The organism is Paenibacillus sp. FSL E2-0177, assembly GCF_037992975.1.
Lineage (GTDB): Bacteria > Bacillota > Bacilli > Paenibacillales > Paenibacillaceae > Paenibacillus_AQ > Paenibacillus_AQ odorifer.
Window position 1 is genome coordinate 2,123,222 of record NZ_CP150307.1, and the last position, 13,011, is coordinate 2,136,232.

Sequence of the window (13,011 nt, forward strand, 5' to 3'; positions counted from 1 at the left end):
ATCTAAAATTGAGAGGGGCCTATATCAATGGCTAATTTTAAACAGAAAGAGTACAAATCTAAATCAGGAAAAAGTTATACCTTCCAGCATCCAGGCGTACGCGCAATATCTAAAATCAATGATGGCTCAAAAAATAAATTTGGAGTGATTCTGGAAGAACGCTTATCTGAAGAAGTACTCAAACATGTTATCGTGGATCCTAAAATGAAAATTGATGATTTCAACGATTACACGGAATATAGTGAAGTTGTTAATGCAGCATACGCCTTTGTGACAGGAAATGATGAAAATGAGGGCGCCGACGATGGCGATCAGCAAGAAGGAAGCTAAGAAACGAGCACGATCTAATTGGAGTCAATGGCGGCTGCTACTCTCCGATATGGGCATTACGTATAATGATCTAAATAGTATGGATGATGATGACATTGCCGAAGCGAACGCAGCTTTAGACCTTCATATTGAACAGACAAACAAAGCAAATAAGAAGAAATAGGAGACGTCCTTTAGGGCGTCTTCTTTTGTTCGGAAAGGAGGAACTATGGCAGGCGGTATAATCGGTTCACTAATGTATGCAGTTGGGTTCAAGTTCAACTCTAAGGGAATAAACGATGCAGATAAAAAGGTTGGTAAGCTCACAAAAACTGTGGTCGGACTTGGGGCTGCTGGTGTAGCTGCAATGACTGGAATCGGAATTGCTGGGGTACATGCTGCTTCTAAATTTGAAACGGCTATGAAGCAAGTTCAGGGGGCAACTGGAGCAACCGTGAAACAGATGGAAGCAACTAGAGAGGTTGCTAAAAATCTGTACTCTAACAATTTTGGTGAGGATTGGAACGACTTAGGAACAGCGATTTCAAATGTTCAGCAAGTTACTGGCCAAACAGGAGAAGAACTTGAGAACACCACTCGAAACGCAATTCTGCTTCGGGATCAATTCGGCTTTGAAATTCCGGAATCCATCAAATCCGCTGATACTATGATGCGACAGTTTGGGATCACCTCCGAAGAGTCATATAACTTACTGGCGCAAGGCGCACAGCGGGGACTTGATAAATCCGGCGAACTGGTGGATTCAGCCAATGAATATGCTAACCAGTTCAAGAGCTTGGGCTTTACGGCTGACGAGATGTTTGACGTTTTTGCCGCTGGCTCTGCCGAAGGTGTCTTTCAAGTTGATAAAGTTGGAGACGCCGTGAAGGAATTTAATATAAGGTCTAAGGATGCCAGTAAGACATCAATGGATGCCTTTACCGCGCTGGGCCTTAACGCTGATGCAATGATGCAGACCTTTGCCAAAGGCGGACCAGACGCGAAACAGGCATTTAGCGATATCGTCTCTATGATATCGGATATCGAGGACCCCGTTGCCCGTAACAATATTGGTGTTGCTTTGATGGGTTCTCAGTTCGAAGACCTTGAGGTTAATGTCATATCGGCAATGGGGGCTGCAACGAGATCCTTTGATAAAACAAAAAAGACGATGGACGAGCTTAATAAAATCAAATTTGAAAAGCCTGGCGAGGCATTTAAAATGTTCGGAAGGCAGGTCGAGGTTGGAATATTAATTCCAATTGGTCAAAAGCTGCTGCCTTACTTGAATGCCTTTGGGCAATGGCTATCTGACCATAAGCCACAGATCGAAGCGGTGGGCAATGCAATCGGTGACGGGCTTGGTGCAGCAATCAATATGGTAAGCGGTTGGATTCAGGCGGCAATGCCATATCTACAACAATTTGGAACACAAGCATTGCAGGTGTTTGGGTACCTGATTGATAAGGGGAAAGAATTGTGGACTTCTATCCAGCCAGTGGCCGTCATGATCGGTGAGACATTGTTAAATGCCGCAGTTCAATTATGGCCACATATCCAGCAAATTGGCTCTTCAATTGCTGATGCAGCTAAAGCATTCTACGATTGGGAAGGATTTGCCCCGGTGGTGAGCGGAATTGTCGCGGCACTGGTCACATATAAAACAGTCGTAGGCACGATAACAGTCGCAACCAAGATTGCAGCAGCAGCGACCAAAGCATGGACTGCAATTCAGAAAGCTTTCAGTATAGTCATGGCTGCTAATCCTATTGGCATAATTATCGCCGCCCTAGTGGGTTTAGGCGTGGGGCTGGTAGTCGCTTATAAAAAATCAGATAAGTTCCGGGCGTTTATTGACGGGATGTGGTCTGGGATCAAGACGGCTACCATGGCAGTACTGAATTTTTTCAAAATTACAGTTCCCCAGACCTTCATGACAGCCTTTAACGCAGTGACTGGATTTTTGAAGACTTGGGGAGTAACGATCCTGGTTGTAATTGGTGGTCCAATTGCATGGATCGTTGCTTTGGTCGTTAAATATTGGGATGAAATTAAGGCAGTGACATTTGCAGTGTTCAGTGCAATTGGTAGCTGGTTGTCATCCATATGGAGCAGCATCAGTAGCAATATTTCTGGGGCTGTCAGCGCTGTGTGGAATGCAATTACCGGGGCATGGAACAATGTATTTTCGATAACTAACTCTCTGATGACCAAAGTTTGGAACAAGATCACTGCTATATGGGCGCAGATTGTTGGAAGCATCAAGACAGCCGGAGTCAATGTCTGGACTGCCGTTTCGGATATGTGGGGAAAGGTGACAAGTTTTTTCAATGGGATCAACCTCTTTGATACAGGGAAAAAAATTATTAGTGGTCTGATAGATGGAATTTCGAATATGGCATCGACCTTGATGGAGAAGGTCAAAAGCATAGCGGATGGCATTAAAGATTTTTTTGGTTTTAAAACCTCTGCAAGCGTGTCTGTTTCTACTGAAACTACTGGCATAAAAGCAGTAGACGGAAGTCACGCGAATGGGCTGCCTTACGTTCCGTGGGACGGTTATATCGGTGAATTGCACAAAGGCGAACGCGTTTTAACGGCTAAAGAAAACCAGGCGTATTCCCAGCCGGAAGCAACATTTCCTAAGTTTGACTTCCCAATTTATCAAATGCCGGCTTTTGAATTGCCTGATTTTCAAATAGCTCAGATAAACATTCCTTTCGCGAAGCAGGAACCCGTAGCAGCAAAGCCTGATTACGAGCCACACACACCTGAATCATCCCCAGCACGAATGACAACAAATAATCATCGTGCAGATTTTAAACCAATCTTTAATATTAAGGTTTCAGGTAATGCCGATGATAAGACCATTTCAAATCTGCGGGAGACTATTCGGCAAGAAATGCAAGATGTATTTGAATCGTATATGCGCAGCGTAGGATTGGAAGGTGCGTAAATGGCACTTATTGATGGCAAATACATTACTGTAGAGAATGAATCACCGTCCTTTCCCGTAACTGTGACAGAGCAACCGGTTGAAAAAGGGATCAATTTAATTGATCATGTGCAGGCACAGGCCCGGACGCTATCATTAACGGGAGTTATTGTTGGTACGGATGCAGCGAAGACACGCGCCTATATCATAGCTGCGAAAGACAAAGGCACAATCATTAATTACGTCGGCCGAAATCAATTCAAAGGTCTCATTACTGATTTTTCGACAGGACATGATTACACCACTGCGGATGGATTTACTTTTACGATGGAGCTGCGAGAGATAAAGATTGCAACGTCTTCTTATGTGGAGACGTTGCCACCTCCAATCAAGGCTCAGGTTACTAAGATCGTAAATTCTGGAACTAAGCAAACCCAGGAGAAAAAAACTGCAAAAACGACTACTAAGAAGAAAAGTAATAATACAAGTAAGAAAAAAGAAAAGGAAAAGGAAAAAGAAAAAGTTCAGAAAGTAAAATTTAAAACGGGAAGTAAATGGGCAACATGAGGCGGTGAATTATGGAATTTATTGAGATAGAGAAGGACAACATCCCTTATCGTTTTGACATATCTATCGCTGGTGAAATGTTTGGCTTTGAAGTCCATTACAATGCTGACTATGATTTTTTTACGGTGGATCTTGAAAAGAATGGAGAAGTGCTGGCATATGGGGAAAAGTTAGTTTATGGGCAAACGCTCTTTTATGACGTCCAAGATAACCGATTTCCTAGATTACCTATTGTTCCTTGGGATGAATCGGAAAAAAGCACAGCAGTAACATGGGAGACGCTTGGTATAAGCGTCTTTTTGTTTGTTATTGATGAGGATGAGGAAGATGACGAGTAAAAATTTTGGCCGTGTCGTGGAGATTATGACTGCTAATATGAAATTCACTCTTGATAAATACACGATGGAAGGGACGGTTCCATTTGACAACGACACTTTACCTAATGAGTCGGAACTGAGGATATGGAACCTGTCACAAACAACGATAAATAACATCAAGCGTAACGCTGTCCTAATGGTGAATGCTGGTTACACCGGAGATGTTGGGCTTATCCTCCATGGTCGAATTTCATCGGTTCGAACCAAATGGGAGGGCGTAGATAAAATAACGACTGTTTATGTCTTGGATAGTGAGGATCTCTCTAAGCGAGAAGTTACAGAGATTGCTTTTGCAAAGGGGACACTAGCCAGTGCGATCATTAAGCAGATGGCGGGGTATATCGGTTTACCTGTAGCGCAAATGGCACTTAACCAGGACTACAGATATCAAGATGGTTACACAGCAAAGGGAAAAGTCACCGACATCATATCGGAGGTTTGTAAGGACTGTGGAACATCTTGTTATATCAATCAAAGCAAACTCTATATTCGTAATATTCGTAATGGTGCTGATTCTGTTTTTGCCTTGTCTCCAGAAACGGGTTTGATAGGATCTCCAGAATATTTCGAGGACAATGGCATTCAGGGATACAATATTTCCGCACAGCTGCAACAACGAATCACAACGGCTTCTGTTATTAATTTGACTTGCAGGGAATGGTCAGGAAAGCTTCATATTCGTAGTGGAACCCATAAGTTTTCCAATACAGGAGACTTTATCACAGAAACGGAGGCGATTATGTGAGTAGAGCAAATCCAGCAGGAGCACTTTCCCGTTTGCTTGGCGCGTATGCGGGTAACCAAGGCGACGATATCAGTGTTGCGATGCCTTGCAAGGTTATCTCCTTCGATGATGCTAAGTTGAATGCTGTTGTGCAGCCATTACTTAAACTGACGAGTGGACAACCCGCACAGATAATGTCTGTCCCGGTCATAGGGCAAAAGGTCGAATTTGAACTTAATCTTGGTGCTGGGATGCAGAAATTCGAAACAATTATGCGTCCACTATTAAAGGCTGGAGACGTTGTTTATGTGGTTTGTGCTGATGCTGAACTTAAAAATACATTATCCGGTCAAGTGGCAGCCCCGGACACCGAAAGGCGACATAGTCGAATGGATGCTGTAATCGTAGGGGTGTTACCATGCAGTCTATAAAACTAGATATTTCCGGAGATTTGGTGTTTTTAGACGGTGAATTGCAACTGATCTCCGGTCCTGAAGAAATTGCTCAATGTTGTACTTTGGCAGTAGGAACTAATAAAGGCGAGTGGATACTTGATCCAGAGATGGGCATTGATTTTAAGCGGATCACTGGAAAAGGGGTTACTGAAGAAGAAATTCGCGACGAGTTGACCAGTGGGGTTTTACAAGAATCGCGTATTCAGAGCGTAGATACGGTGACTGTAACCTTTGACAGAATGAAACGAACAGCTACAGCAGATTTTACGGCTACAGCTGTCAACGGCGATGTAATTACGGTTGAGGGGGTCGAGACCGTTGTTGGATAGCACAGGTTTTAAACGACTACGATTTGATGATCTATTTTCGCAAATGGAGGATAAAGCCAAGGAATCATTTGGAGACACGGTTAACACTTCGGTTCGCTCACCGCTTGGAATTATACTTCGTATTTTTGCTTGGTTTTTAGCTATTATTTGGAGCACCGCAGAGGACGTATACAACAGCGGATATATTCCAACGGCCACCGGCAACAACTTGGATAGGCTGGGTCCGCAAGTTGGTATATCCCGAACGCTTGCCCAATGGGCAGCGGGATCATTGGAAATCACGGGAACTATAGGCTTTACTGTTCCGGCGGGTACCCGTGCGGCGACGAAATCCGGTGTAGTGTTTGAGACAATGGCTGATGTTACACTGACCACTGGTACCGCCACCGTTGCAATTGAGGCGTTGGAATCGGGAGTATCAGGCAACGTCGCGGCGGGGGCAATATCCGTGGTAGTTAACCCGGTACCGGACATTACTGGTGTGACCAACGTTGTAGCCGTGACGGGGGGCAGGGAAAAGGAGACAGACGCCGAATTTCGCAGTCGCTTTGATTTGTCCGTGGCGGGCGGCGGCGCGGCTTCCGTGGATGCACTTCGGGGAGCGCTGCTAAGAATGCCCACCGTCCGAGCAGCAGCGATCATCGAGAACACAGGTATGACAAAGGATGCTGCCGGACGGCCACCCAAGTCTTTCGAAGCTTATGTGCTGGGCGGGGATGAGCTGGAAATCTCTAAGGCAATCTTTGCAACCAAGTCCGGCGGCGTAGAAGCTCACGGGAGCATCAGTAAGCAAGTTGCCGATTTGGGTGGACAGCTGCACACGGTTAAGTTTTCCCGTGCAAACGAGGTGGGGATCAAAGTATCTGTATCTGTGACCAAAAACGCTCAATACCCGATCGATGGTGATGACCAAATTCGATCAGCCATTATTACGTATATCGGCGGCGAAGATGCCGCAGGGTCCTATTACAACGGCTTAAGCATGGGAGCAACCGTAGTGTATACCCGATTAATCAGTGTTGTATCCAATGTTGAGGGGGTCGAAGATATGATCTTGACAGCGGGCAAGACGAGCGGAGGCCTTGGCAGTTCTAATGTGCCTATTCAGGTTTATGAAGTAGCTCGGGCACGAGCGGCGGATATTATGGTGAACAGTCATGTTTAGTGTTAAGGACATGTTACGACGCTTTGCGGACACCTATAATAAAAATCCGGAAAGCAACTTGGGTAAGATGATAAGCATTTTGCATGGGGAATTGGTAAGAGTCGGTGAGACGCTGGAACGTGTCCGTGAGTGGAAGGACATTGATGCTGCCCAAGGCACGACGCTGGACCGAATAGGCTCCAATGTGGTCCAACCACGAGGGGCAGCGACTGACGAGGTATACCGAGTACTGCTTAAGTCAAAGATTGCCCGAAATCTATCTAAAACGGACGTTAACACCATTATCCAGGTGTTAGCCCTTGCTTTAGACTGCGATTACTCAGATATCAAAATTCAAGAGAAATTTGCTGATCCACTGGAGCCGGAGCCAGCAGCAATCAACTTGATTCGTGTTCCAGTCCGGCGCTTGAATGAGGTTGGTATGTCCCCATTACAGTTTGCACGAATCATACAAAAGACGGTTGCAGCAGGCGTCCGAGTGGCTCAAATTGAGCTTGCTGGGACGTTTGCTTTGTCCTCTCAGTATGATGTGCTTGAAACAAGCTCATTAGGACTTTCGGACACGGATATGACTACGGGTGGGGAGTTAGGAACGGTATACGCACCAGGCGATGATTATCCATTACCTATATAGTATTTAGGAGGGAATAAAGTGGCATTTAATGAAAAGCTTCCTGAATGGCAGGAACCAGGTATAGAGCCACCAGAGAGTAAGCGAAAGACAGGTTGGCAGATCAACGACAAACCTCCAGCCGCATGGCTAAATTGGTATTTTAACAGAGTTTATAAAGTTTTCCAGGAGATCCGCAGCAAGTTTGATACGCATACAGAAGATAACAATATACATGTCACAGCAGCTAAACAAACCGCATGGAATGTCAAAGAAACTCCTGAAGGAGCGCAGACAAAGGCGGACGCAGCTCGTGAAGCAGCAAAGGCAGCTTCGATTCCATTGGCGCAAAAAGGTGCTGCTAGTGGTGTAGCTGCGATGGACGCTACCTCTAAGGTTCCACGTGTTAACACATACAGTTCATTAGGTGGAGCTGGAGGTGCGACCAACCTCAACACCTTATACACTGCTGGTACGTACTCAGTTACTAATACGGCTACAGGCGCCCCAGAAGCTAACTATGGACAAGTTATAGTTCATGTAAGCTCTGGTGACACTCACGACAACGTAGCTAACTGGGTATGGCAAATGTTCTTTAGTACGATAGGTCCGATATACGTTCGAAGAAAAATAAATGAAAAAGAGTGGCAAGAGTGGGTACCTCTGTGGACAGGGTATAATGACTCCCCTGTATTTATGCCCAGAGCACGTATTACTAATAACACAGACTTTAACACCTTACTAACTAACGGTATATGGTCAATTTATATGCCTACGGGAATTACTAACGCTCCAGCTGTAACCTATGGGCTTCTGTTTGTGTACGTCTCTGACAAAAGTACTACGTATGTTAAGCAAGAAGTTATAGATGTTACCAATGGAAACACCTATATTCGGGCAAGAAGTAGTGTCGCGGTCTGGTCAGCTTGGAAGTTATCAGAGACAACGGATAAAAAGAACACAGCTAACGGGTATGCGGGACTTGATGCAAATACTAAATTACTTGATGCCCACATTCCTGCTAGCATTGCTAGAACATCGCAAATCATACCTGCTAACACAGACTTAAACGCGTTTAGAAATGAGGGAGACTACTTCTGCCCTAGTAACGCGACTGCGGCAACTATCTTGAATATGCCTACAGCTATTGCGGGACAATCTTTTTACCTTAGAAATAACACACATGCAGGAGTTAACCAGTCAATCATCTCGTATAATTCTGCGTCATTTAGAATTTACACACGCAATTACTATTCGCCAGGTTCTCCTCAATGGTCGGATTGGATGGAGATAGAGCACAGTGGAAGAAAGAATGTAGCTAGTGGATATGCGGGACTGGATGCGTCTATTAGAGTGCCACGTAACAATGTGTATAACTCTTTGGGTGGAGCTAACACTATCCCTACTGTGGATTTAGACCTTGCACTAACGGCGGGAGTATATCCTATTAGTCCTGTTACACTTAACAAGCCAGCTGCAAGTATGTGGGGGCAAGTGTTGGTTTTTGTCAGCGGCGCAGAAACGCATAATAACGCGAATACATGGACTTGGCAATTACTATTGCAATCTAGCGGTGGTTCTTATGTAAGGTATAAAGACGCTGCGGCGGCATGGAGTGCCTGGGTTCCGTGGTGGACAGGAAACAATGATGCCCCATTGTTTGCAGCGCGGGGACTGATCGCTAACAACACAGACCTTAATACGCTTAATGTTAGTGGAGTGTATTCGTTCTATCAACCCACAGGAGTTACAAATATGCCGCCAAGCGGCATTACCTACGGAGTGTTCTCAGTGTTTAATCCCGGGAACTCAACGTCGTATCTCAGACAGGAGTTTGCTGATGTCTTAACGGGAATAACGTGGACACGCGTTAGGACAAATACAGTTTGGACTACATGGGTAGCTAATATAACTAGCGGTGGGGGTAACTTCACTGGCCCTGTATCAAGAACTTATAGTTCTGAATCGGTAAAACTCAGCAACGTAGCTTCTTACAAGAGTACACAAAATAATACAGGCACAATTAAGATAACCCTTCCGGTCGGATGGAACGCAACCATGATGACCATAAAAATAACGGGGTATGAGTACGCAGCTAATCGCGGGGCGTGGGAGCTTATCCTTGGCGGGTACAACTTCACTAACGCTTGGAGCATGACCTCAGCTTTAGCGGATTCGGCGGCAGGGGTTTTGCCGTTTACGTCTGTGCGGTTTGCCTACGATGGCAGTAAGTGCTGTATCCTCTTGGGGACTACTACCAACGTAACGCAGTACCCGCACATAGAGGTAACAGAGGTGTTAGCGTCTCACGTTGGAGCTAGTGCCTTAGCCTCTGCGGGTAACTGGACGATTACAAATCTCACAAGTGAAACAGGGATAACGAACGCTGTCATTGTACCGATAAAGTGGGGTAATTCTGACTCAGTAGGTGGATATTCTGCTGCGCAGGTTACGCAAGGTACACTTGCCTATGCTGTTACCTCTGGTACTGCTCCGACTCTGGCTGCTACTTTTAATCCAGCAGTTGCAGCCTTAACAGCGGGTTTACGGGTAACCATTAAAGCACATGTAGCTACAACAGGTCCGGTTACACTCAATGTAAATGGTCTGGGCGCTAAATCTATCAAAAAGCCAAATGGCAATAACCCGCCTTTGGCTCTTGGTGGTGTCTATACGGTTGTATACGATGGAACGGCTTTTATCTTACAGGGTGAAGGGGGTGAATATGGAACAGCAGAAGCAGCGCAGGTATTGTCAGGTTATACAGTTGGTAGAGAGAATGGGGTGGTCAATGGGACAATGCCGGACAGAACTAGAGCCGGAGACAGCTTAACCTATACCACAGCCTTGTCAGCTAAAGGGGATGGATTGGGGAGCCTTGTCTTGGAACCTCAGACGGGGTACTATGCTTCTGGACTTAATTCCGGTGGATTTGGGACACTGTTATCCGTTGATCCAAACTATGTACCCGCAAGTATACTGTCCACTAAAACCGTCTTTGGAGTTCAGGGTTCAGTTCCTGTTATCTCTGGGGTTGATGATGCTATGGGTGTAGGAAGATGGGGGAATGGCGATCTTGCTGTCTACCCACGAGAGGGGTATAGAAAAGGTGGTTCTGGTGCGGGTGAGATAAAAGTGTCAGTAGCTCAGTTGGCATCCGTTGGTTATGTCAAACGCGCAACAGGAACGACAACTACCTACGGTTCAATGACCACACAATCAAGTGATGGAGCCACTAGAAACTTTACCTGTATAACCGTTACCGGGTTGGATTTCAAGCCAACGTATGTACGTGCTTGGCAAGATATTTACCCTGACACCTGGTTCGTACTAACCCAAAGCACTTTAATAAATGCTGGTAGTTTCCCTATAGGGTGGATTCACAGTACAGGAAGTGGTGGTAACTCAGGGATATATATTAGTGACAATGGATTTCAAATGACGGCAAACCTTGCTGCTAATCGCACTGTACTATGGGAAGCTTGGTAATAAGAGAGGAGTATTAATTATGGAAATCGGAATGAAAATATACTTTGAAAAAGCAACAGGAAACGTGGTAGTAAATACGGGTGAACAGGTAGGTAGGTTGGTAGTGGAGACAACCGAGGATCAGGACTTTGCAACATATAAGGCGCTGGCTGAACGGGTCCGCGATACCATTGGTGTAGTAAAGCTCAAATACGGTCAGTTTCGTCGAGAATTTGCGGAGTGTAATGGCTACCGTGTTAATCCAGATACCGAAGATTTAGAGTTTACCTATCCGGGCGAGGTTCCAGCAGAGGTGCTAATTAAACGTATCGAAATGGTAGAGGGAGAAAGTGCTAAGACTGCACAGGAGCTAGAGCAGACCAACATGAAACTCAAGCGGACAGAAACACAACTTGCTGAGTCGTTGGAGAGACTGGGGCAAACTGAAACCCAATTGCAAGAAGCGCAGCTTGCTCTTACAGAAAATTATGAAGAGTTACAGACTGCCAAACAAGAGGCGGTAGAGGCACAATTGGCACTAACTGAGTTGTATGAGCTGGTGCTTGCAGGACAAACCGGAGGTAAACCGGAAACGCCAGAGGATTCGGCAGAACCTTCAGAAACCGTAGAGGGAGGTGAAGAAGATAATGGCTAAAGTATATGCAAGTTTGATACGCAAGGATTTGAAGACACTGGAGCAGGTGCCCGAAACAAAACGTGAGGAAGTAGCAGCATTGCTAAAAGAATAGATAGAAAAAGCTGGCGCCTATAGAGGCGTTTTTATTTTGCCCTCGGATCTCCGGGGGCTTTCATTTTGGGGAGATAGATGGGGGGAGGGGCAATCGTGACAGAAATGGATGTACTTAAATATTTTTTAACGCAAGGTCCATTCGCGGTGTTATTCGTTTGGCTGCTGATCTACGTAATGCGCGCGAATAAAGAGAGGGAAGGACGATTGCAGGATCTACTAGGTAAGTTTTCTGAAAAATACGATGTAATCATCGTGGAGCTACGTGAAATGAAAGAGCGATTTCCACACAGAAATTAATAATATTGAGAGGATGAATTGATATGGAATGGAATGTAGTTGCAAATTTTATTAAACCGGAATTATTACTTATTGTTGCTGTATGTTGGGTGATTGGCTTTTGCTTAAAACAAACTCCGAGAGTACCAGATTGGACAATTATTTATCTGGTCACATTGGCCGCGATCATCATTGTATGTCTTACTCTTGGCTTTAATGTAGATAGTTTTGTACAAGGCATCTTGTGCGGAGCTGTGGCTGTATATGGTAATCAGTTGCTTAAGCAGGCAAAAAAGGGGGTTGATGAGTAATGCAAATCTTTCAGAAGGGAAATAAGCACACAAATTGTAGCGGTCGAGGTGGTCATATACCGATTGCTATTGTAAATCATATAAGTGGCGGTACGATGAGTTCTATGGATAGTTGGTTTCAATCTTCTGGTAATTTAGTTAGTAGCGCTCATTTTGGCGTTTCTAAATTGGGGGAGATCCACCAATACGTTGATATAACAAAAATGGCTTGGTGTAACGGAATCACAGTCGATTCAATTCCCAAAGCCAAGGCGGCAATCGTCAAGGAACAAGAACCAACGAATCCTAATAAGTACACTATCAGTATCGAACATGAGGGTATGGATGGTAGTTTGACAGAGGCGCAGTTTGCTGCCTCCGTATGGCTACATAAATTTATTAGTGATGAAGTAAAAAGGCTCTACGGTAAAGCTATCATCTTGGACGAGAAACATGTGATAGGTCATTTTCAAATTGATCCGGTGAGAAAGCCTTATTGTCCCGGTGCGAAATTTCCATGGAGTCGGTTGTATACTGCTCTAAAAACTAAGGAGGCGGAAGATGTGAGGGTGGATAAGGCTAGCACAGTAGTAAATGGGGAAAAACTGAATGAAGGTAGTTTTCTGATCGAGGGGCGTACTTACGTACCATTGGCAGCCATCGGCAAAGCGTTGGGTGCAGTAGTATCTTTTGATAATGAAACAAAAACGGCTACTATTACCACTAAAAAGTAAGTATCTAACGATTAGAGATAC

General features: G+C 45.0%; 16 protein-coding genes. All 16 read left to right on the top strand.

The annotated features are described in order from the left end of the window. Window positions 1-27 precede the first annotated feature (27 nt). The 16 genes from MHI25_RS09300 (at window position 28) to MHI25_RS09375 (ending at window position 12,990) form a co-directional block, all read left to right on the top strand. Window positions 28-330, top strand: coding sequence for a hypothetical protein (locus MHI25_RS09300; RefSeq protein WP_340395297.1), 303 nt, complete (start codon window positions 28-30; stop codon window positions 328-330). Beyond that, complete coding sequence (locus MHI25_RS09305) at window positions 305-493, top strand: hypothetical protein (RefSeq protein ID WP_280787001.1); 189 nt, start codon at window positions 305-307, stop codon at window positions 491-493. Before MHI25_RS09300 ends, MHI25_RS09305 begins: the two co-directional genes overlap by 26 nt. Window positions 494-538: 45 nt before the next feature. Continuing rightward, window positions 539-3,265, top strand: coding sequence for a phage tail tape measure protein (locus MHI25_RS09310; RefSeq protein WP_340395298.1), 2,727 nt, complete (start codon window positions 539-541; stop codon window positions 3,263-3,265). Further along, entirely contained in the window at window positions 3,266-3,811 is a 546-nt protein-coding gene (locus MHI25_RS09315) for a phage baseplate protein (protein ID WP_340395299.1), read from the top strand. A gap of 11 nt (window positions 3,812-3,822) precedes the next feature. Continuing rightward, window positions 3,823-4,149: a hypothetical protein gene (locus tag MHI25_RS09320; RefSeq protein WP_340395300.1), complete on the top strand. Its 327-nt coding sequence runs from the start codon at window positions 3,823-3,825 to the stop codon at window positions 4,147-4,149. Continuing rightward, on the top strand, window positions 4,139-4,933 hold the full coding sequence (locus MHI25_RS09325; protein WP_076316782.1) for a hypothetical protein: 795 nt from the start codon (window positions 4,139-4,141) through the stop codon (window positions 4,931-4,933). The genes MHI25_RS09320 and MHI25_RS09325 overlap by 11 nt, the downstream gene beginning before the upstream one ends. Beyond that, window positions 4,930-5,343 (top strand): Gp138 family membrane-puncturing spike protein, encoded by a 414-nt coding sequence (locus MHI25_RS09330; protein WP_340395301.1) that lies wholly within the window; start codon window positions 4,930-4,932, stop codon window positions 5,341-5,343. The genes MHI25_RS09325 and MHI25_RS09330 overlap by 4 nt, the downstream gene beginning before the upstream one ends. After that, window positions 5,331-5,696 (top strand): DUF2634 domain-containing protein, encoded by a 366-nt coding sequence (locus MHI25_RS09335; protein ID WP_340395302.1) that lies wholly within the window; start codon window positions 5,331-5,333, stop codon window positions 5,694-5,696. The genes MHI25_RS09330 and MHI25_RS09335 overlap by 13 nt, the downstream gene beginning before the upstream one ends. Further along, a complete protein-coding gene (locus tag MHI25_RS09340; protein WP_340395303.1) occupies window positions 5,686-6,861 on the top strand; it encodes a baseplate J/gp47 family protein in 1,176 nt (391 codons plus the stop codon). Before MHI25_RS09335 ends, MHI25_RS09340 begins: the two co-directional genes overlap by 11 nt. A 67-nt stretch (window positions 6,862-6,928) precedes the next feature. Then, complete coding sequence (locus tag MHI25_RS09345) at window positions 6,929-7,495, top strand: hypothetical protein (RefSeq protein ID WP_340395667.1); 567 nt, start codon at window positions 6,929-6,931, stop codon at window positions 7,493-7,495. A gap of 18 nt (window positions 7,496-7,513) precedes the next feature. Continuing rightward, window positions 7,514-10,960 (top strand): pyocin knob domain-containing protein, encoded by a 3,447-nt coding sequence (locus MHI25_RS09350; protein WP_340395304.1) that lies wholly within the window; start codon window positions 7,514-7,516, stop codon window positions 10,958-10,960. Between the two features lie 19 nt (window positions 10,961-10,979). Further along, a complete protein-coding gene (locus tag MHI25_RS09355; protein WP_340395305.1) occupies window positions 10,980-11,594 on the top strand; it encodes a hypothetical protein in 615 nt (204 codons plus the stop codon). Continuing rightward, the gene (locus tag MHI25_RS09360) at window positions 11,587-11,688 is read left to right on the top strand and encodes a CD1375 family protein (protein WP_340395306.1); all 102 of its coding nucleotides are present in this window, start codon (window positions 11,587-11,589) and stop codon (window positions 11,686-11,688) included. The genes MHI25_RS09355 and MHI25_RS09360 overlap by 8 nt, the downstream gene beginning before the upstream one ends. 77 nt (window positions 11,689-11,765) lie before the next feature. Then, window positions 11,766-11,987 (top strand): BhlA/UviB family holin-like peptide, encoded by a 222-nt coding sequence (locus MHI25_RS09365; protein WP_051491604.1) that lies wholly within the window; start codon window positions 11,766-11,768, stop codon window positions 11,985-11,987. 23 nt (window positions 11,988-12,010) lie between these two features. Beyond that, on the top strand, window positions 12,011-12,277 hold the full coding sequence (locus MHI25_RS09370; protein WP_036689199.1) for a phage holin family protein: 267 nt from the start codon (window positions 12,011-12,013) through the stop codon (window positions 12,275-12,277). Further along, window positions 12,277-12,990, top strand: coding sequence for an N-acetylmuramoyl-L-alanine amidase (locus MHI25_RS09375; RefSeq protein ID WP_340395307.1), 714 nt, complete (start codon window positions 12,277-12,279; stop codon window positions 12,988-12,990). Before MHI25_RS09370 ends, MHI25_RS09375 begins: the two co-directional genes overlap by 1 nt. Window positions 12,991-13,011: the final 21 nt, after the last annotated feature.